The sequence below is a fragment of the Mobiluncus sp. genome, from assembly GCF_034180645.1.
In the GTDB taxonomy this organism is placed as follows: Bacteria; Actinomycetota; Actinomycetes; order Actinomycetales; family Actinomycetaceae; genus Mobiluncus.
Window position 1 is genome coordinate 31,008 of record NZ_JAXFNY010000009.1, and the last position, 25,396, is coordinate 56,403.

The 25,396-nt window shown below is 55.3% G+C and carries 12 protein-coding genes and 2 tRNA genes; 7 read left to right on the plus strand and 7 right to left on the minus strand.

Annotated features, from left to right (window positions below; translation table 11 throughout):
• Window positions 1-3: 3 nt before the first annotated feature.
• Both SPI05_RS03770 and SPI05_RS03775 read right to left on the minus strand, forming a co-directional pair.
• Window positions 4-159 (minus strand): hypothetical protein, encoded by a 156-nt coding sequence (locus SPI05_RS03770; protein WP_321076312.1) that lies wholly within the window; start codon window positions 157-159, stop codon window positions 4-6.
• Window positions 160-176: 17 nt separating this feature from the next.
• The gene (locus SPI05_RS03775; protein WP_321076314.1) at window positions 177-1,613 is read right to left on the minus strand and encodes a class E sortase; all 1,437 of its coding nucleotides are present in this window, start codon (window positions 1,611-1,613) and stop codon (window positions 177-179) included.
• Between the two features lie 113 nt (window positions 1,614-1,726).
• On the opposite strand from SPI05_RS03775, the gene SPI05_RS03780 reads away from it, so the two are divergent.
• A complete protein-coding gene (locus SPI05_RS03780; protein WP_282922430.1) occupies window positions 1,727-1,999 on the plus strand; it encodes a cell division protein CrgA in 273 nt (90 codons plus the stop codon).
• 230 nt (window positions 2,000-2,229) lie between these two features.
• Here SPI05_RS03780 and SPI05_RS03785 read toward each other — a convergent pair whose 3' ends face one another.
• A complete protein-coding gene (locus SPI05_RS03785) occupies window positions 2,230-2,658 on the minus strand; it encodes an acyltransferase (RefSeq protein WP_282922431.1) in 429 nt (142 codons plus the stop codon).
• Between the two features lie 189 nt (window positions 2,659-2,847).
• On the opposite strand from SPI05_RS03785, the gene SPI05_RS03790 reads away from it, so the two are divergent.
• Together SPI05_RS03790 and SPI05_RS03795 are read left to right on the plus strand one after the other, a co-directional pair.
• Window positions 2,848-3,369, plus strand: a complete 522-nt coding sequence (locus tag SPI05_RS03790) for a peptidylprolyl isomerase (protein WP_321076318.1) — start codon at window positions 2,848-2,850, stop codon at window positions 3,367-3,369.
• A gap of 48 nt (window positions 3,370-3,417) precedes the next feature.
• A complete protein-coding gene (locus SPI05_RS03795) occupies window positions 3,418-4,305 on the plus strand; it encodes a rhomboid family intramembrane serine protease (RefSeq protein WP_321076320.1) in 888 nt (295 codons plus the stop codon).
• A 182-nt stretch (window positions 4,306-4,487) separates the two neighbouring features.
• On the opposite strand, the gene SPI05_RS03800 is transcribed toward SPI05_RS03795, so the two are convergent.
• Window positions 4,488-19,610: a VaFE repeat-containing surface-anchored protein gene (locus SPI05_RS03800; RefSeq protein ID WP_414601962.1), complete on the minus strand. Its 15,123-nt coding sequence runs from the start codon at window positions 19,608-19,610 to the stop codon at window positions 4,488-4,490.
• A 719-nt stretch (window positions 19,611-20,329) separates the two neighbouring features.
• On the opposite strand from SPI05_RS03800, the gene SPI05_RS03805 reads away from it, so the two are divergent.
• Both SPI05_RS03805 and SPI05_RS03810 read left to right on the plus strand, forming a co-directional pair.
• Complete coding sequence (locus tag SPI05_RS03805; RefSeq protein WP_321076324.1) at window positions 20,330-20,515, plus strand: hydrolase; 186 nt, start codon at window positions 20,330-20,332, stop codon at window positions 20,513-20,515.
• A gap of 369 nt (window positions 20,516-20,884) precedes the next feature.
• Window positions 20,885-21,370 carry a prolyl-tRNA synthetase associated domain-containing protein gene (locus tag SPI05_RS03810; RefSeq protein WP_321076325.1) on the plus strand — a complete coding sequence of 162 codons (486 nt, stop codon included), beginning with the start codon at window positions 20,885-20,887 and terminating at the stop codon, window positions 21,368-21,370.
• Window positions 21,371-21,568: 198 nt separating this feature from the next.
• Here SPI05_RS03810 and SPI05_RS03815 read toward each other — a convergent pair whose 3' ends face one another.
• The gene (locus tag SPI05_RS03815) at window positions 21,569-21,829 is read right to left on the minus strand and encodes a CopG family transcriptional regulator (RefSeq protein WP_296180270.1); all 261 of its coding nucleotides are present in this window, start codon (window positions 21,827-21,829) and stop codon (window positions 21,569-21,571) included.
• A 548-nt stretch (window positions 21,830-22,377) separates the two neighbouring features.
• Between SPI05_RS03815 and SPI05_RS03820 the strand changes: the two genes are divergently transcribed.
• Together SPI05_RS03820 and SPI05_RS03825 are read left to right on the plus strand one after the other, a co-directional pair.
• A tRNA-Ile gene (locus tag SPI05_RS03820) sits at window positions 22,378-22,454 on the plus strand.
• A 33-nt stretch (window positions 22,455-22,487) separates the two neighbouring features.
• Window positions 22,488-22,563, plus strand: a tRNA-Ala gene (locus SPI05_RS03825).
• Between the two features lie 345 nt (window positions 22,564-22,908).
• Here the strand turns inward: SPI05_RS03825 and SPI05_RS03830 are convergent.
• Together SPI05_RS03830 and SPI05_RS03835 are read right to left on the minus strand one after the other, a co-directional pair.
• Complete coding sequence (locus SPI05_RS03830) at window positions 22,909-24,402, minus strand: Eco57I restriction-modification methylase domain-containing protein (protein WP_321076327.1); 1,494 nt, start codon at window positions 24,400-24,402, stop codon at window positions 22,909-22,911.
• 64 nt (window positions 24,403-24,466) lie between these two features.
• Window positions 24,467-25,363, minus strand: a complete 897-nt coding sequence (locus tag SPI05_RS03835; protein ID WP_321076347.1) for a XamI family restriction endonuclease — start codon at window positions 25,361-25,363, stop codon at window positions 24,467-24,469.
• Between the last annotated feature and the right edge of the window lie 33 nt (window positions 25,364-25,396).

A 25,396-nucleotide genomic window follows, 5' to 3' on the forward strand; every position in this document is an offset into this window, starting at 1 on the left:
ACGCTAGTTCACGGTGTTCGGGTTTAGGTTGAAAGTCTCTACCGCCCAGGGGAATCCCCACTGGAACAGCGCGGCCACCACCGCCAGCAACAAAATCCCCATCTCTATGCAGCGCAGCCACTTCGGGCCGGGCATCACGGCAAACAACCATTTGTACATTCTGGTTTCCTTTCCGTTTACCCGGCCAAGCCCTCAGCCGGCGCGGGGCTGGCGTCGCCGGGCTGGGCAATCGCGTTCGAATCGCTCGCGGGTGCACCGGTTCCATCCTGCGGACCCTCCGGCGCGGTGCCCTGACCAGCCTGTTTCATCGCGTCCAACCCTTTGAGCGCGAAAGGCCGGCCTTGTGTGCGCGGCACCCAGTAGGAAAACTTGGAGTACACGATGAATCGCTGCGTGTTGCCGTATTCGGGGTGGCAGGTCGTCAGGGTCATGAGCCGTTCATGCGGGACGGTGTCTTTCGCTTCGTGCGGTACCGGGTAAATCACGTCTCCCTGCGATGGCAGGACTATCTCGGTTGACGTAACCTGGTAAACCAGCCAGGCTTGGGAGGTTTCGACCACCAGCGGGTCACCGGTCTGTAGCTCGTGAACACGGCGGAAAGAGTTTCCGTACGAGCGCCGGTGGGCTGCCAGGGCAAAGTTGCCCAGCTCTCCCGGCCCTTGGGTGTCCGTGTAGTGTCCGGCATAGCCCGTGTCCAGCACGGCTTCGTTCGTGCCCTGCATGATGGGGATAACCATCAAGTCCCAACGCGGCACGTGCAGGGTGGCGAAAGTTTGGCCCACCGCGGGAATGGTGACGCTGGGAGGTGGGTCGGTGCGCTGCACTTCGGTCGTGGCGGTCGCATCGTTTGCGGTGGAGCTTTGGAAAGACTGCACCGCGGCCGCCGTCGCCCCCTGCACCTGCCAAGTCGTCACATACAGCTGCCACACGACGAACAAGCCCAGGACGACACCGACCGTCAGCATGGTTTGCCCAATCCCGCTCATCACCAGGACCGATACGGGGGTGCGCCGGCGCTTTGGTGAGGCGGCCGTCTCGTCTGGGTCAGTCGAGGCAGTGGGTCGTTCAGACGGGCGGGTTGAGGCTTTCGGTGAGGATTGTGGGTTTACCTGGGGTTCACCAGGGTTGAGCGCCGGGGTTGCTGGTCGTGTCGAGGCTGCCGGGGGGCGGGAAGGAACCGGGGCAAAAGCGGGGACTGCCGGGTTTGCCGTGCCGGGGACTTGATGATTCGCTGGGCCCGACATGGAGAAGTGTGGCGAGCCAGGAACCGGGGGGTTCGCCGCGGGGCGCGCCGATACGCCGGGGGATACCGGACGATTTGGCTGGGCAGTCGCGGGACGAACCGCGCCGGAAGGTTCGGCAAGAGGTTGGAAACCTGCAGGTGGAACCGCACTTGTGACCCCTTGTGAGACCACCTGAGGCGGGAGGGCGGACTGCTGCGGCACGCGAGGTGGGGCCCCATAAGGCTGAGCCCCGGGAGACGGCGCTACGGGAGGTTGCGTCCCGCGAGGCTGCCCCGGCGCGGGCGACAGCGGTGCTACAGGCGGTTCCTGCTGTTCGCGACGTTGCCGGCGCGAGGGAAACTGCTGTGGTACAGGACGCTGCTCACTCATTCCAACCCCTTGACGCGCGGATACACCAACTCCACAATTTTACCAATTTCCAAAGGATTTAGCTTACGGTTATCATTAACCTGTTAAGCAAACTTTTGTCACAAGGAGTTGTTGTGCCCGAATCCAAAAAGCGCAAGCGCGCCTCGAAAGTGGTTAAGTCTGACAGCGAGTTGCGTCCCTCGTGGACTGAGGATATGAAGCACTCCCCCAGCTGGTACGCTCCGGCTGCCCTGATAATCATGGGCGTGGGTCTGCTGTGGATTGTGCTGCACTATATCCTGGCGCAAACCGCGGGGATTAACCTGCTGGGGCTGGGCAACTGGAACATCGCGTTGGGATTTGGCGTCATCATGGTCGGTTTCATCATGCTGATGTGGTGGAAATAGGGCTTTTTTCTGCTTAATTTTTATTGCTTGTCAACTCGGGGGAACCACGCGTGACCTAGGGGTCGGGTTCCCCTCACTTTTCGTTGCGTTTGCCACGAAAAGCACACCCCCTAGTCTCGCGCTTGGGTTCCGCCCCTTCGTTTTCCGAGTAATAACAGCGAAAGCAAAGCCGGGGGTGCTAAAAAACCGACCGGCAACATCAGCCGCCGGTCGGTTTTTAAAGATTTTTTTTACTTGTCGGTAACGACCACCAGGTCGTCATCATCAATATCCTCCCAGGATTCCTCGGCCCAGGGATCCTCGACCGGACGGGTGCGGCTATACAAGATAAACCCAGCCACCGCGGCGACTCCGGTCAACAGGATAGTCGTCAACCAGGGATGACGAATTGGGCACTTCTTTTTGGGGTTCATAGCTGACTTGACTCCTTCACTCGCTTTGGAAACTTTTTCGGCGATGGTACCGTCGCCGGTAACCGCCTTTGACACTGCCTCGTTGACGGCTTGCGCCCGCGGCAGGAGGTCTGATTTCACCTTAGTGCCAAAGTCCCCGACGGCCCCGCGAGCCTTCCCAGCAACCTCAGCAGCATTCAGTGCCATGTCTTCTCCGGCTCGTTTCATGCAGTCCATATCGATGCATTTCGACAAGTTATCCAACATTGGATCCTTCTTTCTCTCAAACCGAGCCGAACGGACACGGTTGGTACTATTTTGCCTCTTATTTGGAATTTTTGCAGGAAATAGCCCTGTTCTTTTTTCTCGACCACCCCAAAACGGGCCTCGCCGACGACGGACAGACTGCCGAAAAAATGCTTTGCGCCCGGGCCGCACGCATGAAAAGATGGAACTATGCAAGCAACAATTCACACATCTGAAGGCGACATCAGCCTGGAACTTTTTCCGCAATCCGCGCCAGTCACGGTAAAGAACTTCACCGACCTGGCGACCGGCGCGCGTCAGTGGACTCACCCCATTACCGGGGAAACTTCAACTGAGCCTCTCTACAGCGGCACGGTATTTCACCGGGTCATCTCCGGTTTCATGATTCAAGGCGGGGATCCCATCGGCACCGGCACCGGCGGCCCGGGCTACGTCTTTGACGACGAAATCGACCCGGCCTTGGGCTTCACCGAACCTTACCTATTGGCGATGGCTAACGCCGGAACGCGTGGCGGCCAGGGCACCAACGGTTCCCAGTTCTTTATCACTGTCGCCCCGACCACTTGGCTCAACGGCAAGCACACGATTTTTGGCCGCGTCCTGGACGATGCGTCCCGCGCTGTCGTGGATAAAATCGCCGCAACCCAAACGGACCGCTCGGATCGTCCCCTGGAGGACATCATGATTGAGTCCATCGACATCACGGAGTAAAGCCCGTTTGACCCGGTACTCCGGCGGTTTTGAATGTACTGTTAAGTCATGAAAAGCACCGCAAAAGCCCCTAAGCCCTACGTGACTTGGGGGCTTTGTATCGCCTTAATCATCGTTTGGGTCGCCGAGCTGTTTATCCCCGGAGTCATTCAGAATTTCGCATTTTTGCCGCTCCTGGGCCTGTTTGAGCCGTGGCGTTTCATCACCGCGGCCTTCCTGCATTCGGTGCCCTCACCGTTTCACCTGGCGTTTAACACCTGGGCTTTGCTGGTGGTCGGCAGGGCGCTGGAGCCGGTCGTGGGCCACGTGAAACTGGCCCTAGCGTTTGGTATCAGCGCTTTCGGGGCGCTCATGGCGCAATGCCTATCCGTTTTTGTCGACCCCAACGCCTGGATCACCCCCACGGTCGGGGCGTCCGGGGCAGTGTTTGGATTCTTTGGTATGGTCCTGGCGATTCAAAAGGTGCTGCGCTTGCCTTGGACCGAAATGGCGACCTTAATCGGGCTGAACTTTGTGATAGGGTTCATGGTTCCTAACGTCGCCTGGGTGGCCCATCTGGGGGGCTTAGTGGTGGGTCTGGCGCTAGGTGCCTACACCGGCTGGGTGCTGCGTCATTCAACCTACGAAGTGATTCCCGGCGAGGGTGTGGAAGACCCCCACTTTACGGCCAATGCGCCCGAGCCACTGGAGAATCCAGGTACCACAGCCTTGGACGTGCCGGAAACTTCCGACGCAACGGCGCCAGACGGATCGAAGGTTCCTAACGGGGCGGATTCCCCAGCTGCTCCGGCCTCTCCCGTGGTGCGCCGAGTCACCAATACGACCACACGGCTGCGTGACCTCGCGGTTTACGGCGGAGTTTTCGCCGTGCTGTTAGTGAGCAACTGGGTTTTCTACCATTTCAACTACGAGGCTATCTACAGTTTCTTAAAATAATCCCCCGGAAACCGGTTTATAAGGGGAGAATAGCCGGGTAGCTGCCCTTATTGGCAGCTACCCGGCTATTCTCCACCTTTAGCAACAACTCCAGCAGGTATGGCGCTGATTAAAGCCACACACATACTGAAACGGCGAGGTCGTGAGACCTCGCCGTTTCAGTAGCCTAGGGCTTATGTCGCCTACTGCGCGTCAGACTGGCGCTTGCGGCGTGCTGCCAGCAAGCCAATCCCTGCACCTGCCGCAATCATCAGGATGGACAAGCCACCAAAGATTGCTGCTTGCGCACCGGTCCGTGCCAATGTTGGCGGAACCTTCGGGTGCATCGGAGGCAGGGTGGTCGCCGGGGCAACCGGGATGGTCGGCGGGGTGCTCGGCGGGTTCGTCGTCTCAGACTCTACCGGAGGCGGAGGAGGCGTGGTCGACGAGCTCGGAGGAGTCGTGCCAGGCGTGTACGGCGTACCAGGCGTGCCAGGCGTGTGCGGCGGAGTCGTCGGCTTCACCACGTTCACGGTCTGCGAAGCATCCTCGAGGTCTTCGTGAGCCAGAATCGGGGTGTAGGTGCCAGCCGGAGCCGTACCAGCCTTCGGCAGGTTACCGACGTAGGCCTTCTCAAAGACCACCAGCTTCTCGCCGTTAGTCAAGCCGGCCGTATCCTTCGCGGTCAGCGGAATCGACATCTTCCAGCTGCCGGAGCCGTCAGCCTCAGCCTTCAAGCCAGCCACAGTCACCGGCGAACCAACGATGGAGCCATCGGACTTCTTGACCAAGGTTCCAACCAAGGTGTACTCGGCACCGGCCTTCAAGCCGCTGTAAGTCACCTTATCGTTCACGGTCGCGCTCTCACCGGCGGTAATCGCCTTAGCACCGGACAATTCCGCAGTGGTCTGGAGGTCCAGAGCCGGACGACGAGTGATGATCTGCTTTTCATCGCTGTTGTCGCGGTGTTCCACAATCGGCTTGTCTTCGGCCTTGGGCTGTCCGCCATCCTTCGTCATCTCGTAGAGAGATTCGAAGAATACCACGTCAGCATCCGGGTTAGCGTCGGCGGGAACCACCATCGGGTTGTCCCGATCAACGACCCATTCGCTGTTGTCAGTTTCAGCCGTGACCTTCGTCCACTTCACCAGCGGGTTGCCATCGGCACCCAGCACTGGTTGGTTGTCATTCGGGTCAGCCGTGTCATCGACGTAAACCAGTTCGGTCTTGAGCCAGTAGTCGCGTCCTTCCACCAGGTTGGTGTAGGTGACGGTATCGACCACGGCTGTGTCCTCACTCGGCTTGAGCATCTTGCCATCATCAGCGGTCCGAGCCACGGTCGCCAAGGTAGGCTTGACCAAGCTGAACTCGTTGAGAGCAGTGACACTCACAGTGGAGGCCGGGGTAATCTTGAAGTTCTTGGTGGTACCTTCTGCACCATCAGTCCAGCCTTCAGACTTCCATGTAACCTTCCACTTTGCCTGAGTCGGAATCTGCGCCTTGGCGTCGGTTTCCGTAATGGTTATATCAGTACCCATCGGGAAGCCGTCGAACTTCTGGCTGACAGCCTTGGTCGGATTGTTCGGGTCAACCGTCAGGTTGAAGCTGCCCTCCAGAGCGGTCCCTTCCTTGGCGGTCTTACCATCCGGCACTTTAGCCTTGTAGGTAAAGTTCCAGGTTGTCGGAATCTTACCAACCACGTCCGCGGGCATATCCGCATCCGTCTTGATTACCTTGGTGACCTGGAATCCACCGAAGTGGGTGGAGACTTCCAGCCACTGAGTGCCAGCACCCGAAGCGAGATTCTCTTCATGGTGGGAGGCAATCAAGCCTGCAGCAGTCTTGCCGGTCGGCAACTTAGACAACTGCGCCTCGAAAGCATCCCTATCCTGAGGCATCCGATACAGGTCTTCCCACAAGACGACCGTCTTATGTTCCTGAATCAGCTCGGTCGGAACCTTCATATCGATGGTCCAAGTACCGTTGTGACCACCCACAGCGTAGCCGCCCACAACAGTGACTTTGCGCACCTCAGAGGGGACGTAGTCAATCTTGTGAGCCTGGCCCGCCTTGTCGTACTCGACAAAGTAGGTGTGCAACAGGTACTCGCCGCCCTGCAGGTTCTGGTACTTCACCAGATCGGTAATCGTGTCGCCATTGCTGGCCTTCTTGTCGAACTTACCGGTGGTGTGCGTACCGATGGAGACTTCGTTAGTGAACACGTTTTCAGCGGTCACTGTCACGTTCGCAACGCGGGTAGTACCGTTCGGCGTGCCACCGACAATCACTGTGCCCTCGCCGTTCTTCGTGGACTCAACGGTGACGCCGTTGGCCTCGGTGAACTTCACGGTGTCCTTCAGTCCGGCTTGCTCTTCAGCATTCTGGACATTCTCGCTGATGGTGCACTTGTCACCCACGGGAATACCGTCAATGGTCGCGGATTCACCTTCGTGCAGGGTAATCGTGTCAGTCGAGCCCTTTTCGGTACAGGTAACCGTGAACACGTATTTCGCGTTGGTGCGTTCGACATTCGCGGTGTTCTCATCCCAACCCGTGACAGCCTTGGTCAGGGTCAAGGACCCGAACTCGGGACGGTTCACGTTGATGGACTGGGAGTCGGCGGTAATCTCGTTGTGTACCGCCACCGGCTTGTTGTCACCCTTCGGGGTCACCTTGCCGCCGTCAGCACTTTCATACGTGCCTTCCGCCCACAGCTGCTCGAACACAACCAGCTTGTCGCCATCGGCCTTAATGTCCGTAGCCTTGACCGTGATGTCCATGGTCGTTTCGTAAACCTTGACATCCTTACCGTACTTGGCGATTTCGTCAGCGTTCGGATCCACAGCCATGCTCTCGGTGACCTTTACAGTCTTCGCGTTGGTAGCCAAGGCTGTCTTATCACCGTTACTGTAGGCAATCTTGCTGTAAACCTGACCGTCCAGAGCGTAGGTCTTGCCCTCCTCGACGTTCGCCATGCGGATTACGTCGTGAACCGTGTAGGTTTCGGGAGCCTTCTTGCCTTCCTTATTGACGCCCTTCCAAACCGTCAGGTTTGACTTGCCGTCATAACTGGCTTCGGTGCCCACGCCAGGATGCTTGACCTTCACAGTCTGGTTCTCATCGTTCGGATCATTGTGATCCGCCACGGGCTGGCCCTTCAGCTGCAACGATTCGAAAGCAACCAACTTATCGTTAGCCTTCAAGACGCTCAACGGTACCGTGAACTCGACAGTGGCAGCTGTCCCATCCTTGATGGTCCCGTTCACGCGAGTAGCGCCGTTAGTTGCCTTCGGGGTGGTGAACTTGCCTGTACCAACCACACCGGTGTCACTGACCGTACCGTCAGCCGCGATACCCATGAGCGAGCCGCTAAGGGTGTACTCGGTATCGGGCAGCAGGTTGAAGAACTCAACGTGGTCAATCAGCTTGACGTTATCGCCTTCCCAAACAACCTTCTGGCCTTCGTATTCCAGCTTGGTGCCAATCCGAGGCACGTCCACAACTGTCACGGTCTGACGACCATCATTCGGGTCTGCGTGCTTAGTATCCCACTTGGTCGTGTCGGTAACGCTGGCCTTGATGGTTGCGTCGTCACCAGTCACAAGCGAGGCGCGTGTCAGGTATTCGTACGCCACCAGCTTCAACTCGCTGCCAGCAGCCTTAGCCGCTTCCATCGGAGCCTTGAGCTTATCAGCCGTCACGTTGAACTTGATGTCCTTGGTCATGTCCACACTGTCAGCGGTGAACCTCTCTAGGCCATCTGCCAAAACTGTTTCGTTAGGCTGACCGGCGTTGTACACCAGGCGGGAAACCAGCACGTACTTCTCACCCTTGATGAGACCCTTCATCTGCACCTTATCCTGCAAATCCAGCGCCGCATCGGTCGCGATGACCTGGGTGCCGTCCTGAGTCAGGTCGGTTTCAATAGTCGGGTTGTAGGCGGTTTTTACCGTCTGGTCGGAATCCTTCGGATCCTCGTGCTTCAGCGGAGGTTCGTTCGGCTTGTCGTTACGAATCAGCTGTTCGTAAGCGACGTACTTGTAGCCGGGCTTCAGCGTACCCTCCGGGATGGCATTGAAGCCAACCTGCTGGGTGCCACTGGCCTTGTCCGGGGTGAAGGTGGCGGTGCCGGTAATACCGGTGTCGGTGACCTTACCGTCCAGACCGATTTCCATCAGGGTCGCATTCAACGTGTAGGAAACACTCGGAGTCAAACCAACGTAGCTGACCGTATCAACCAGCTGCTTGGACTCGACCGGGACGGTCGGAACCGCAGTACCAGCCGCACGGTTGCCATCCACGCTCAGCACCGTCTTAATGCCGGGCTTCACGCCGGAGCCAACAGTCTGTGCCGGGTCGTTCGGATCCCGGTGAGTAGACTCAGCCGGACCGTCTGCCTTCTCGCCGAGGTACAGGGTCTCAAACACGACCAGCTCGTCGTTCTCGGCCACAGTACCGGCCGGAATCTCGAAGGTCATGAAGTCGTTCTCGGTCCAGGTCGCCTTGTCAGCCTTGAACGACTTAGAGGTGACCTTAATACCGGTGGACTTGTTTTGAGTCTTGTTCCACAGTTCGCCGACGACCACGTAGGTTTCCCCAACCTTCATATTGGTGAAGGTCACGGTGTCCTTGACCGTTGACTTAGCGTCGGCAATGACCAGACCACGGTCGCCCTCAGCTCTGGCCTTAGTGGCGAGCTTCGGAGCCCAGATGGTCTGAGAGTCATCGTTGATGTCGTGGTGAATCAGGAATTCTTTACCATCCTTCAGAACGGTCTCGAAGGCCACGACCTGCTTGCCGAGGATAACCCCAGCCGGAACCGAGAACTGAATCTCAAAGAATCCAGCACCGCTCGGATCGATGTCGTTGCCGGTACCCGGACCGACCTCGATGGTGGATTCCACCAACGAGCCGTCAGACAACTTCACAGTGTCGCCGGTCGCCTTGTCCTTCAACTCACCCTTCAGGGTGTAGTTCTGGGCCGGATTCAGACCGGTGTAATCCACCCGGTCGGTGATGACCACATCACCGGTGTTGTCCACTACCTGGTCGCCGTCAGCCGCATCAGTGGCGGTGGTGTCCAGAGAACCGAGCGTCACGGTCTGTTCAGGTGAAGCTGGGTCTTCGTGGGTGGCAATAGGCTTGCCATCCTTACCAACCAGTTGCTCGTAGACCACGAAGGAGTGACCGGCCTTGTTGGCCGCGAGAATCTTGTCCGCCTTCAAGGTGAACTTCATCTCACTGTTGGTCCCGGAGAACTCACCCTTTTCAACCGTAATGGTCACTTCGTTACCAGTCGCAACCGGGGTCTCGGAGACGAGCTTGCCATCCTTGACCTCCATCAACTGACCCTTGAGGGTGTAGGTGCCCGGAGCGGCCACCTTCCAGTCAACGGTATCGGTGATGGTGACGTTGCCCTGCTTCTTCGCATCAGGGTTGACCTGAATCATCTTGGCGCCATCCGCAGTCTGCGCGACTGTGGTGATGGACGGCGGGTAGACAATCTGGTTGTCATCGTTGATATCGGTGTGGGTTGCCAGCGGGGTCTCGCCCTGCTTCAGGTCCTCAAAGACCACAACCGGAGCGGTAGCCAAACCGGCGCGCTGTACCGTGAACTTCACGATGACCTGGAAGGCATCCTTGTCTGTCGAGTTAGGCTTGTTGGCAGTGAAGGTGACCGGCTCGGTCGTAACGTACTTGGCGTCAATCGCATCCCCGGCCTTGACCTGGGTGCCATCAGCCAAAGTGGCGTCAGCCTGGTAGTGCAGAGTACCGGTAATCGTGTATTCCTTGCCGATTTCCAGACCCTTGTAGTCCACCAGGTCCCAAATCGTCACGCTGCCATCCTTGGCGGCTTCCAGGTTCTTATCCTTCGGATCCTTGGAAGTGCCGTCATAAGCGGTCGTGTCGATTTCAACCGGGTTGACCGTGATGGTCTGAGCCGCATCGTTCGGATCTTCGTGCGTAATCACCGGAGTACCGGTCGTATTCTTGCCGTCGAACAGCTTCTCGACAACCACCATAGACTTTCCAGCCTTGATGGAATCGGCAGGAACCTTGAATTCCATCTTTTGGTCAGCGATAGTACCGTCCGCACCAGCAGTTACGCTCTTCGGAGCCACAGTGACACCGGGCACCTTTTCACCCAAGGTCTTGGCACCGTTGTCAGTGTTGACGTAGTGCAACTCACCAACCAAGGTGTAGTTGTGCTTCGGCTCGAACTTACCGGTGAACGTCACCGTATCGACGATGGTCGCGTCCTTCTGACCAGGAGTCATAGTCTGGTTCTCATCAGACTTATCGACTGCGCTGGTACCCATGGAACCGTTGTAGACCGTCTGGTCGCCATCGTTGATGTCATGGTGTACCGCGATGGTCTTGCCTTCGTGCTTGAGGTCCTCGAAGGCCACAATCGGTTTACCAATCAGACCCAAATCGGCAGCCTGCTGCGCGGTAACCGTAAAGGTCAGGACGGTCTCACCGTTGCCCTTGGCATCGGCGGTGATAGTACCGGTCTGGGTAATACCCGTGGATTGACCTTCCGCAGAGCCGTCCTTGATCTTCAGTTCGCCGGTCACCTCATAGGTCTTGCCCGGAATCAGGCCAGAGGCCGTCACCTTATCGTTGATGGTGAAGTCCTTGGTGACATCCACGTACTTGTCGCCGGGTTTACCAGCGCCGTTGTATGCGTCAGTAGTGACACCGGGGACGTAGACGGTCTGAGCTTCATCCTTCGGATCGGCGTGTTCAGCAACCGCGGTAGCTCCGCTCTTCGGCTTTCCGGCCGTCTGGTCGAAGTCGTCCGCCTTGTAGAGTTTCTCGAACACTACGTACTTCTCACCGCTCACGACCTTCACACCTGGGAAGGTGAGTTCCATCTTGCCGCTGGCAGCGCCCTTGGCGACAGTCAGCGTCTGGTGCGCGGTCTGAACTGTAGTCGTGCTCTTGTTGTTGATCTTCGTGAGCTCGCCGTACATGACGTAGTTGCCCGGAGCGATGGAGTTGTAGGCGACCTCATCGGTCACAACCACATCGGAGAGTTCCTTGGTCTTGGAATCCTTAACCGGCTTGGCGTTACTCATGTCAACGGTTGCGTTGCGCGTGACATCCTTACCGTTAATGTTCTGGGTGGTAGGAGCACCATTCTTCACACTCGCGGTCGTGCCGATTGACGGGCTGTAAACCGTCTGATCCTCATCGGTGATGTCGGCGTGAGTCGCTACGACTACATCGCCATCCTTGACTTCCTCAAAGGCCACAACTGTTTGGGTCTTTAGGGACTTAGCCTTGACGGTAAAGGTCAGTTCGACCTCACCCTCTTTGACAAGGGCGTCGCGCGGACCGTTGACCGTGAAGGTCTTGGTTGCGGTTGCGCCCGGATCGTTGAGTGCACCAGCATCGTTTCCGTCAGCATCCTTGACATGCAAGGTACCGGTCACAGTGTAGGTGCGACCTCCGGCGAGGTTGTTCCACTTGACCACATCCTTGACCGTAACCGTCGCGTCATCCGAAACGGCCGGGGTCACAGGCTTGTCAATCGAAGCGGTTGTCTTTAACTTCGGCGTGTACAGCTTCTGGCAGATGTCCTTTACATCCGCGTGGAAGGGCAGGTTTGCCGCCTTGGACATTGCCTGCAGTTCAGCCGGAGTCTTGCTCGCGAGACTGTTGACATCCACATCAGCCGGCAGCATGTATTCGAACATTACATATGTGGCACCTGGGGTCAGGTTAGCTGTCTCCAGAGTGAACTCGTTGACTGCCTCATTGTTGCCGAAGAAATTCTGTCCAGCCGGAACAGCAATCTTCTTGTAATTGTCCACTGCGGACTTACTGGTATCATCCGTCTGCACCAAACGTCCGTACAGGTAGTAGTCACCTGCAGAAACCCTGGTGTACTTGAGGTTATCAGTGAGTTTCTGTGTGGGCACATCCTTTTCGTTCGTAGACATGACTCGCGAGTTTGTCGTCCGGTCGTTGGCAATAGTCCACATCTCCGGTTCAAACTGCGGAACGATGGATTGACCCTTCGGTAGCGTCAGCTCAGAACCGTAGGCCCTGCACTTGGCGCAAGCCTGGTTCAGCTGCATCGGGTTTCCGCCGTTGAACACCATGATGCCCGCGGCAATACCTTCGGGATGTTCCTTCAGTAAGCTAACCGGAATCGTGAAGGAAATCTCCTTAGTGAAATCATTCGCTCCATAGGGAACGGTCACTTCCTCTGCGTAATAATCCCAATTGGCGCCGCCTTCGCTCTTCCAATTCAGGTATCCCGCATCGAAGATGCCCGTCTTTCCGGCCATCTTGGTGGAGTACAAACGTTCCACCACCGTGTAAGTCTGGTCCTCAGTGACATTCTTCAAGGTAACTTTATCGGTCAGTTTGACCCGATCTTGATTAGGTTTAATATCGATTACCTTGATGCCATCCTTGAATACGCGCTGGCCGTTAGCAGTAGCCTCTTGTCCAGGAGCATCCAAGACAGTTTCAATACTGGCGTAGCAATCCCACTTGTTGACCATCTTCACGGAGACGTTGGCTTCGGAAGTGACATCGAACGTGATAGCGGCCTTTTCTTCATCAGGCCCCAACATGTCAAAGGCGTACTTAACCGGGGAGGCCAGAGCCTTGCCGTTGGCATCAGTGGCTGAAATTTCAGCCTTGTGACGCCAGTTGCCGTACAGGAGGGCATTCCGGTCGTTAAAGCTCTGATCGTCCAGCTCCGCTACCGTACACTTCGAGTTGTACGGCACCGTGCCAAAGTCGAGGGCATTGCCGTTGACATCAACCTTGACTGTCTTATCAACAACCGTGTCATTACCGCTCTTGCAAGTGACGTGCATATTCACGTAGTTGCGGTTCATGTAGCGGTAGTACTCGTTGTACTGCTGCCTCTTGTTGAAGTTATCCTCGGAGTAGTCGAGTCTACCGTTTGCCGAAGTGGCTTCCGCCACCTTCTGTAGCGACAGCTTGACTTCCTTGTACGTCAGCTTGTTCGTAGCGTTCAGGCTGGTAGTAGTACCGTCCTTGCCGATGACGAACTTGCCGGCGGTAGCACCTTCCGCACCGAACACAAAGTTACCTTCAGCGCCAACAGCAGTGTAAGGAGTCGGCTCTACGCCCTTCATGGTCGTAGATTCATCCAACGACCAGGACACTTCGGCAGACACGCCGGCGGTGTTACCGCTCGGGGTCACCTCGCGGATGGAGCACTTGGAACCGCTGGGTAGGTTGCCGGACGTCCAGGTCTTGTCAGCCGCGATATTGAACGTGATAGGAGCATCCTGGGTACCAATCTTGGACCCGTCCGGGGTCACACACCAGTACTCGAAGTTGTACTTGCCGTCAACAATCGCCGCGGTAGAGTCAGAGGCAATCGCCTTGGTGACGCTGAACTTGCCGTTCGCGTCAGAGTAGACGTTATCTACCTTGACCTCAACCACGTTGTCCTTTTCGACTACGAAGTCGTTCTCCGACAAGGTAGCCGACAGGGTCGAGCCTTCCTCGGTCTCTGCACCAGCCTGATCCTCGGTGATGTGGCACGTGTAGCCGACAGGGATGTTCTCTGCGAACTGGTATCCCTTATCGGTGACTTTCGTTACCTTGCCTTCCACCTTTTGGGTGGCATCCTTCGGATCAGCACAGGTGTAGGTGAAGTCGTAAGACTCCTTCACCGTGATGTTCTTGGCGGCAGTAACCGACTTAATGATCTTAAACTTGCCCAGCTCACGCTCGTAAGTGTTGACTACCTCGACTGTCCGGCCCTTTTCGGTATTCAAAGTGACCGTGCCGGTCGCCTTGTCGGAAAGGACGTTCTTGCCTTCCTTCATCTCCACGGTCCACTTGTGTCCGGCCACCTTCGCGCTGGCTTCAGATTCGGTGATGGTACAGGTCGCACCGACCGGAATCTTCACACCGTTCACATCAGCGGTGAACTCGGCCTTGTCAGTGTTCTTAAAGGTCTTGCCGTCCATGATGACGTGGTCGGCGTTATCAGTCGGGTACTTACAAGTCGCCGAGAGTTTGACCGTCTTAGAGTCAACGTTGGTGTTCTCACCAGCCACGATGGTCTTGCTGACCACCAGCTTGGTGTCGGGCACCGTGAAGTCGTTGGTGGCGCCAACCATCAGCGCTTCATCTTCCTTATCCACGGTGAACGCCACGCCGTTGGGCTGGGCTTTCGCGTTAGTATCGAAAGGCTTTACTTCCTTGCCTTCAACCGGTTTAGCAGCGCCAACGGTCCACGTGGTCGTGGGCTCTTCATTAGCCTTAGCCACTACCGGTTTCTCCCACACGACACACTTGGTGCCTACAGGGAGTTTCTCGACCTTGACCGGGTCGCTGCCGGCGCTCAGGTCGTAACCGACACCGTTCTTAACCGCTCCAGCCGGAGTTTGGCAGGAGTAGTTGAAGTAGAACTGCTCGGTGTGGTTGCCAGCGTTGTTACCGGTGAGGGCGGCCTTGTAGAACTTAAAGCCGGTCATCTTTTCGGTGTAAACGTTGGTAGCGGCGAACTGGAAGACGTTGCCTTGAGTCACGGTCTGTTCACCGGACGCCAGGTCCTTACCTGCCGGAACGAACGAGGTCGACACGTACTTCAACGGGTTCGCGTTCAGATCATTCACCAGCTGTTTGTTGGTGGCGTCCAGTTGAGCCTTCGGCTCAGCCACGGAACACTTGGAGTCCTTCGGCACCACAATCGCTGCCGATTCCTGACCGGGGGCTACTTCGATGAATTTAGCCTTGGCCTGGGAGCCAAACGGAGTGGCCTGAGTGTAGGTCTTACCGTTCGGGGCTGTACAGCTGTAGGTGAACTTAAAGGTGGCGCCGGGCTCAAAGACGGCTCCGCCCTGGACGACCTTCTTAATGGTGAAGCTCGCCTTGTCGTAATCCAAGGTGTTCTTAGCTTCCAGCTTCAACACCTGAGCCTTGCCATCCTTTTGTTCGGGAATGGTGAACTTCTTGTATTTTTCGTACTTTCCGGTGCCGTTGGCGAGGTCCGTCACCCAATCCGGGGTGACGGTGACGCCATCAATAGTGCCCGGGGTTTCCTTGATGTAGCAGGTGGTGCCGACCAAGATGTTGTCAACAGTCTTGGTTTCCCCAGCCTTCAAGTCCAGGGTGTCTTGGGTCTTAGCCTCGTCGTTACACTCGTAATCAAAAGTGAAGGTGGCGGGTTCAGCCTTGGCGTCGCCCTCAACACTCTTGGTGACAGAGAACCCGCCGTACTTTGCTTTCACCGTGTTGGTGGCCACAACCTCCACTGCCGGCTTGGCGCCTTCCTTAATGACTACCCTGGCTTTGTTTTCACCTAGCGGCTCAGCATTGGTGTAGGAAACCTTGTTGGTAAAAGCCGCGTTAGGCGGGTTATCCTCTTGAATCGTGCACTCAGTATTTACCGGGTAGGACTTCACCGGGTCAGACTTCGAGGGCCAGGTCTCGCCAGCCTTCAGGCTAAAGGTAGTCACGTCTTTACCGCAGGTGACGGTGAAATCGAAGGCCTTGTCCTCCTTCAGCGGGTTCGCACCGTCAGCCTTGACCTTCTTGGTCAGCGTGAACGAACCCATCTTATGTTCGTAGAGGTTGGTCGCCGTCACCACGACAGTTGCGCCGTTGGTCGGAACCTTGAACTTGAATTCATCAGCGGAGTTCTCCAACACGTTGGTTGCCGGGATTCCGGTTTGCCCGAAGGTCAAGGACTTAAAGATAGCCCCAGGCACGGCAGTGCTGCTCGGATTCTCGGTGATAGTACAGGTCATGCCGGCCTTAATGCCAGACGTGACGGCCACCGGAGCGCCATTAGCAGGGACAGGCTGGTACTTCCAACCTGTGTCCGCGTTCGCGCCCTGACACCGATAGCGCAGCAAGAAGTCCTGGTTGATGGATTCCTTATCTCCATTGTCGAACCTGGCCTCCTTTTGCAGGCTGAAGGCCGCATCGGCGGGCTGGTAGTAGTTGACGAACGCAACGGCATCGACGACGCCATTCTGAATCGGTTTCACCGCAATGGTGCTGAGCGGGCTGGTCACGCCCGAGGCATTCGTGGTGGATACCACGACGTCATAGCCCTGCGGAGCGACCGGCTGGGTTTCGGTGACCTTGCACTTGGTGCCTACCGGCAGACCCTTGACTTCATAGGTCCACAGGTCGTTATCCGTGTCGGTAGAGGCATCCTCGGGAAGCGAGAAACTTCCGCCAGCCACACCCTTGTCACAGGTGTAGGTGAACTGGAACTTACCGCCGTTGGCAGCAGCCGCGGCATTCGCGTCGATGTTGCTGTCACCCTGGACTAACTTCATAACCTTGAAGCCGCCAGTCTGTTCCTCGTAAGTGTTGGTCGCGATGACTTTGATGTCACCAGCCTGACCCATCACGAACTTGACCGAGGAACCTACCGTCGCACCATCCGCAGTGGCGTTGGTGGCAGACCAATTGGGAGCGGACATGTTGACCGGAGCGGACCGGTAGGTTTCCTCGATAGTGCACTTGGTGCCGGGAGTGACATCAATGGGGCTGGGCGTTCCCGCCTGGGTGCTATCCGTATTGGCCGCGCCGCCCTTTGCGGGAGCGTAGAGGGTCGCTTTCGTTCCATCATCACAAGTGACTTGGAAGGTCACGTTGCCGCTAGCCTTATCGGTAGCACCAGTTGCAGCTTTCTCCAGGGTCAGCTGGGCCTTGTTCTTAACGATGTTAACGGTCTGGTCCGCGTGCTCACCGGTGTGCTTGGCGATGATATTGAGCTCACCGTAGGCAGAATCAATTTGTCCACCGCCGGCGTACTTCGGGTCAGAAGTCGCCAGGACTTCTTCGTAATAGAACCAATCCCCGTCCTTAACCTCGGAAGCCTTCAACTGATACTTGAATTGCCCGGTCAAAGTGCCCTTGCCACTAATCGGGGCGTCGGCAGTTTGGGTGAACACCGTGGTGGTGACTCCGCCGCTAACTTTCTTAAGCGTGCCAATCAGGTACTTAGTAGCATTCGAACCTGTGTTGGCGGGGATGTTTTCATACGTCACATCATCGCTCAGGGTGATGACTTCATCCGTACGGGAGAACGTGGCGGTTTCTGCGCCACCGAGTACCGAGTCAGCGCCATTCACCTTCGCGGTGGTCTTAATTGAAGGCTTCGGTTCGGGAACGTGAGTCCAAGATACTTCCAGTAGCCCGGAGACGTCGAGGTTCTTTTTAGTAACTACGACCTGACCTTGTGTCGTTCCATTCGTAGCATCTACAAAGTATGCATCCTCAACGTTTTCGAGCATACCAGCAAAACCGATACTGAAGCTACCATGGTCGGTAATCTTGAGGGTTACTCCGTTCGCTGCATCCTTCAAGCTAACCTTGTTGATAGGGTTACCGTTTTCATCTGTGGCACCCGCCACAGCGAGGTAAACGTTCTCACCAATAGCCTGAGCCTCGGCCGAATTCAAGTCATAATCGTTAAGCTTGACACGTAACAAGTATGCGCCATCAGGTGCCTGTTCCAAGGACACCTGATCCAGATGCATGGTTTCCAGAGCCTCAATAATATGCGCCTGCGGACGATTCTTGTACTCGGATTTAGCTTCCTCAATCAAAGCACTTAGCGTATTTAAACCACCGATCCAAGTATAATTATTTCCATCAAATGTACCGAAATTATCGGGCAATCCCAACACAGTCATCCAAATGGCATTCTGATGCTTGCCATATTCTTTATTACCATGCTTTGCAAAATGCCAGGCAATAGCTTTAACTATTTCAGCTTTCTCGGGATTATTCTTTGCCCATTCAATAGTAGTTTGGGACGGATTTGTATAAAACTCATGATTTTTACCTGTGTCCAAGCTCTGCATTGGTTCAACACAGAATGAAGATTCGCCATTAGTCGTGATGGTTACACCATCATTATCTGAATACATGGGAATCTTCTTTGTGGTTTCATTGGTATCTTTCTTTACCAACCACCAAACATTCGACTCTTTTCCATGGTGTGCCGCATTAACGTTCTTTACCAGAATCAGGCTACCAACCGGGACAATAGGACCGTTCTGTTCACAGTAATCCAAACCCACAAAACTTGAAGTAGAGCCCGATTCCTCATATTTCTTTTCTAACCAGTCCTGGCCCTGCTTGCGCAGATTATCGAACTGGGCGTTGAGGTTATCCACCATCTTTGCCTTGGTGACAGCATCAATGTTATGTGCAGCCACAAACTGGTCCAGTTGATCCATCACATCCGCTTTAGCGTCATCAACCTGTTTATTAAAGGCGGCAATAGCGGTGTCTTTGTCCACGCTGGGATCAAACTTGAGCTTGATTTCTTTCATCGTGGGCTCAAATTTGTAAGCGAACGCAACCGCGCCGGAAGTAGCCGTTGCGGTCGGGGTGGGGGTCGTCGGCGCCTTATTTGGACCGGTCACCGGAGTGGGAATGGAAGGATCCGATGAAGGTTCCGAAGTCTGAGGGGCAGGCTCAACCGGATCCTCAGTATTGGCGGGAAGCTGCGCGGTGCTGGCCGAACCGGTGGACTCGGTGGAGGAACCCGGGTCGCTGGAGGGGTCGGAAGTCTGAGCAAAAATACGCGCCTGAGTCGCACCCGTATCTGCAGGAGCGCCAGCCGCTGCCATCGCTTCGCCTTCGATGTGCTCCAGGCTCAGGGTGAGAGTATCCTCATCTTCCTCAGGCTCAGCAGAGGAAACAGTAGAACGGTTGGAGGAAGCCGCCTTGCTGGGAGAAGAAGACTGATTGAAGGAGACTAAAGAGGAACCACTCGGGTAGAGCACCCAAGCACCAAAAGCATGGTCATACCTCTTTTCAAGCTTAACGTCTCTATTGCCTCGGTCGGGATGAACCTCCTGCAAACCTTGATCGTTGGAGAAATAGGCATAGGTTTTTTTGTTTTTTCCTCCGCCAACAGTGGTGATGCTACTGTATTTAATTATGCACTCTTTTGGTAGATATTGTGCGGTAAACTCTCCGACCTGGGTTGTTTTACCGTAATTTAAAGCGGCCTCAGCCTGGTCCTCAGTGGAGAACAAATCCATCTTCACTGCAACGCCAAAACTTTTACCCTGAACCTGAGTACCACTTACCACACCATTTCCGTCGCTAACGGTCACTGTGGGCTTTACCGAAGCCTGGGCTGCCGGAGTGGCCGCCAGAGAGGGCATAACCAAGCCGCCAACGGCCCACGCCACGGCGATAGCCGAAGCTATAACCCCCGCGGTCCAGTTCCGGCTCTTTTTACCTTTTTGCTTATAGCTCACCAAAGTGGGCTTTCCGGGCTGATTTTGCCGCGGTTTCTTGGCTATAGCACTCATGCTCAAATACCTCCATTTGTTAGCCATTTCTTCGGTCTGGACCCTGGTGGGGACACTTCACCTGCTTATATACAGTGATAAGAATACCAGGTTTCCCAGCTATCTCCAAGAGTACTTCCAGGATTGTGCTGACAATCTGACTATCACTCCAGAGTCGTTCGGTAAACCCCAGTATTGCTTTAGGAAAACTCAGCTTAACCGGGCAAAATTCGCCAAAAATAGCGGCAGTTTTCAGCACCCTCCAAGAATGCGAAGCTGAGTTTGTCACCTCGAACCGGGGTCTCAAAACCGCAAATAAACAGTAAAAAGTGCGGTTTTCTGCAAAATTCCCCAGTATTTTCCGCAAATCTTAAAATAACCTTAAAAATCGAATTCGAACCTGAGAATGAAGCCTCCCACCGGCGCTTTTGCCATCTAATCCGACCCGCAACACCACCGCTGCGGAACCGACCTGGTGAAAACGCCTTCGTTCTCGAACACAACTCCCCGCCTAGGCGATGCCGGAAAAACGACCAGACATTTCCAGGATTCCTTCAGCCTACACGAGGCCCCGGTTTCAGATAATGAAACGGGAAAACCCTCAGATATGGATAGAAATCCCCAAAATCCGCGAAAAATCCCGGTGAAAGAATTTAGAAAAACAACTTGTAATTTCCTGAAAATCGGGTATAGTTGACTGTATAGCGGCGTTGATGCTGGACTTGTCCGTTATCAACTGTCCGCGGGGAGAGAAATTTGGAGGAACCATGCAGACACAAAAGAAGGGCGTATTTGCCGCAGTGGTGTTAGCCCTAGTGGTAGCTTTGAGCACCCTACTGCCTGCTCAGGCTGCCGACCACGAAACCAAACTGACCGGAAACACTCAAGTACAGCCCGTAGAAATCTCCTACGGCAGCTACGAACAGGTTCTGGTGGAGGTCAGCGCCGACTAACGCAGTCAGCCACAGCCTCATGACCCGCCGCAAAACGGTGGGTCTATTTTCTTATACGCAGCGGGTTTTAGGCTGCTGAGGTTTTACACCACAGGTTATGGGATTGCCGATTTTGCACTGCTGATATTGCGCCGTCGATTTCGCTTCCTCCCGATTTCCTCTCCTGCCGACCGCGCCCCGAACCCACTTCGGGCTACGATAGCCTTACAGGCCTCAGTACGCGCCCCGTCCTAATGAGCACTTTGACCCGGCGAACACCAAGCTCGGGCCGACCCAGATTCGGCGCGCGCCCCGGCCTTGTGCGCGCCCCGGCCTTGTGCAGACCTAACCCTGCGCGAACCCTAACCGCATACCCAGAAGGAGGAACGTATGGAACGCAACAAGATACTGGAAACCTTGCAGGAACACGGCGTCGAATACAAGCTGGTGGAACACCCGCCGGCCACGACCATCGAGCTGGCGGACGAATATATCGAGGGCCACGAGGGCGTGCGCACCAAGAGCCTGTTCTTGACCAACCGCAAGAAAACCCGCACGTATCTTTTAATTACGGACGAGTATAAACAGATTGACCTGAAAGGTTTTGCCGGCGAAGTCGGGGAAAGCCGCCTGTCCTTCGGATCCGGAGAGCTGCTGGCTCAAACCCTCAGGCTGGAGCCCGGAGTCGTCTCGCCCCTCGGAATGATTGACCCCGACCACCGTTCAGTCGCGCTCTACCTGGACAAAACCATGATGCAGGAGGACATTTTTACTTTCCACCCGGGCGACAACCGCGCCACCCTGTTCCTGGGGACTCAGGATTTCCTGCGGCTCTATGACGAGCTGGGGATTGATTACCATTTGGTGGAGGTGTAATTCCACACCCTGGGTTCGCGGCTTGGTTTAGTCGGCTGTCGGACTTTATTGGCCGCGTCGGAGCGGTTGGCCGGTTTGTCTGCCCGGCCCGGCCGCCGACGAGGGCCCTCAGCCGGAAACACCGCGCTTGTGAAAACCTCAACGTACCCCACCACGCTTGTGAACCCGTCAGCGCATACCGGCACGAGGTGGCTCTGGTTACATAGCGTCGATGAGGTCGCGCACCAGACCGCTGGGAGTGGTGTTCATTTTTTTGGCCAAGGCGGTTATTTTGTTTCTCCGGGCTTCGTCCAACCGAATCGTGAAAGGTTGGGCATTTTTTCCGATCGTAACGGGCCTGCCGGGTTTGGAAGGAGCGAGATGCGAGCCCGTGTACTCGGGTTCGGTCTCTTGGGCGGTGGCCCATTGCTCGATTTGTTCATCGGTGTAGGTCGTGCCGTTTGCCGCAGTCCAATTCATTTTTCCAGCCCTACCTCTCTCAATGTTTTCCTGGTTGCCTTCATAGCGTGGAACACGTGCCAAGTTTCGTTATCATTCTCAATCGCGATGTACTCAATGAGTTTTCCATCAGCGATTCCTACACCTACCCATTGCACAGGGTCGGTATCTCGGGGGATACATCTCAACATTGTGTTCCAGGCTTCGCGCACCATTGCAGGTGTTATGTCGGGGTGGCGTTGTGCAATCCTAGCGTTGATGTATATCTCCACTGTATTTCCTGCCCACTATTATGTACGACATATATTGTATTATGTATTTCGTAAGTGTGCAAGGCATTTTCACTGTGAGACGTGGCTTGTGACACCACCAGCCCAGGCGGAGACACCCACGCTGTAACCACCCCGCTTGTGAGAACCGCAACTCATGCCGGGCCCGCCGCGCCTGTGAGAACCCCAACGCAACCCACCGCGCTTGTGACATCGTCAGCACATACCGGTGCGTACCCCCGCATACCCCGCGAATTTGCGCAAGATAGCGGGTTCGGGTAGTATCTTCTGGTGCCCAAAGGGCCTATAGCTCAGTTGGTTAGAGCGCAGTCCTGATAAGACTGAGGTCGCTGGTTCGAGCCCAGCTAGGCCCACCAACCCCGAATCGTCGGGGTTTTTTCATAACAAACGGGGCTATAGCGCAGCTGGTAGCGCATCTGCTTTGCAAGCAGAGGGTCGGGGGTTCGAGTCCCCCTAGCTCCACCAATAGGACGCTCATTTTGATACAAAGTGGGCGTCCTTTTGTTTTGCCCGGATGGGCGGTGTTTTGGCTTGTCAGGGCTGGATTTCTGGGGAGTGGCTGGGTGCTGGGTGGGCGTAGCGGGCGATAGATGAGGCTAGTCCGGCTGGTGAATCTGGGCTTCAGGCGGTAGCTCGGGGCGTCGCGACCCCGAGGGCGTCAAAATGTATGAGGCTCCGTCAAAAAGTATCGGGCATCGTCAAATTGTTTAGGGGCTCCGTCAAAAAGTATGGGGTTAGGAGTCAAAACAGTTTAGGGTGCCGAATTCACATATATGAGCGTCGCTTCGTTCGTCTCGTGATATACGTTTCCTAGAACAAGAGGTCCTCGCTCGTGTTTTCCCGAATCCCAAGCTGGCGGAAGATTGAACCGGCCGGGACATTTGCGAGCTCTTTCGGCTCGATCTTCCTGAGTCCTCCTCCATAAACTCGTCCTCCAGCTATCAGCGATTCTTGGGAGAACTGTTGCAAAGCTTGGTGTACGTCCTCAAGCGTAAGAGAGCCCTTTTGGATAGCGTTTTTGAGTACGCCGCGTGGGTAGAGCATTAAATAACCGTTGGTGGCAATGGCTCTCGAGTAATTGAGAATGAATCTAAAGGGGGTGCCTTTGCCGTTCGCCCGCCCCATGTAGGTCAGCAAAATGGGCGCGGGGTCTCGACTCTCGACTTTGTACCAGGGCGAGCGATTGCGTACTAAGTAGGAGTTGCGTGTCTTGTCATCAGCACCTTTAAAGTACTTTGCGAGACTCGGGTTCTTGGCTGCAATCGTTGCTTCAGGCTCAGAGGAACTCATCAGGACAAGCTGTTCAGATAAAATTGGCCACCCATCCGGATCGGCAGAAATGGTTAGAAGATCTAGCCTTCGGGGCGGGGGAAGCACAGGAATGAGATCCGAATCGTCAATTCCGTCCGCTGCGACCGCATCTCTAGAGCGGATGAAATAGGCATTATTTCCCGTTGCTATTCCACGACGAATAGTAAACAAATCAGAAAGTGTAGGTTCAGTTTCCGGCAGGCCGGAACGTGGAACTTGCGTGAAATATCCACTCCAGCGGTTTTCTCCTCGCAGTGAAGTCTGTGGGAACACGAGACTGGCGCCTTCTGGGTTGTTGATGTCATCGCCTTCGGAGAAAGTGACTAAGTGATTCTTGCCGGGTTGTTTGTTCTTAAAGACGACAATTAAAGATGTGACTAATGCGTCATCAAAAACCAATCCATCGGGATCGAATCGGTGAATCCGCTCGATAGACACCTTTTCGGCTAGGTACTTCCGAATAGATTTTCCATAGTTTGTATCGAGAAACTCAGATGGAATGAGCCATGCGGATATGGCGCCTGGCGCTAGGCACAGTTGGGAACTGAGAATGAAGTAGACGTAAAGCCCTGACAAGCCAGAAGGTGATCGTCCAGCAGCACGCGACACGATTGCGCCGTAACGAGCTTTGATTTCTTTTGGCAAATGATGGTGACGAACGTACGGTGGGTTAGCAATGAGCAGATCCGCTTTGAGTGAAGAGGTTGTAGCAAAATCGAGGAAGTCTCCTTCAATGATCGTTGTCCCCCACTCACTCCATAGATTCTTTGCTACCTCAGCAAATTCATGATCCTTCTCAATTCCAACGATTTCCCTAAACCTAATGCCAGATTGTTCTGCAGCTGACAGGGCAGCATAAATGAAAGCTCCGGAGCCGCATGACGGCTCGAGCATGATGGGTTCATCAACTGCAACCAATTGGAGTGCGAATTTTGCTATTGAACTTGCTAGCGAAGGAGGCGTTGCAAACTGGCCCTCCTTGTTCCGCTCCACAGCGTCACGTTTCGCATCGAGTCTGCGCTGCTCGGATAGGCGTTTCTCCTCAAGATCTGTAAGACTAAAGCCCGGCAATTTCTAGGTCCTCCACTCTGTGCTCCCAGATCCAGTCAAGCCCTTCAGCGGCTTCATAGCCTAGATACCCTGCGTCAAAATAACCGCATAAAAGAAGAAGAAGGTCAAGTTGATCGCCGTAAGTGCGCTTCAATTGATGTGCCTTTGCTGCCTCTTCTTTGCGTCTCTTGTTCGTATTTGTGAAGTCGCCAGCACTCTTAGCCTCAATAAGTACAGGGAATCCGGATTGGCTTGGTGTATGTGGCTGCACTACGAGGTCAATCGGCATATTTATGAGCTTGCCCGCTAGATTTTCTACCGGAACGTTGTGGTGCACGGAAAAAGTTCCTGGTGGTAGATCTTTAAGAGAGAGATTGCTGGCGTAGCGTTCTTCTTTGTACCCGCGGGCCGTCAGCCATGCGCGCATCACTGCCATTTGTCGCGCTTCTTGCGCGTTTCTAATGATGGGGTCCGTAACTGCGCCACATCGGCGATCGCCCACAACAACTGAGGCAAGCTCAATCTGCTTCTCGGAAGGAGGCGTCTTCGTGGCAACCCATTCAAAAAGAGTGTCGTCTAGAAGCTCCATAATTATCGAAATAATCCGCTCTAAATTATCTCGTAAATCCTTGTCATTCATTCGGGCTGGTAACCGGCCAGCCTCAAGGCTATTGACAAGTGATTTGGGAACATTGGCGAGACCAACCAACCTGTCCCGAGCAATTGGTGGAGCAGTGACCATACGGAGAATTCCGATAATCTGTGGGGCATCCATAATGTCTTGCGGGGTTAACCTATTCATGTAGGCGGTGGCTTTGAAAAGCTGCTCGACTTCGTCAATCACGGCGGAACGGGAACCTCTATACGCTTCGGGAGCGGCGTCGAGAAACCATTCGTTGTACATCTTCACCGATCGGTAAACATCCTCCTTCCAAAG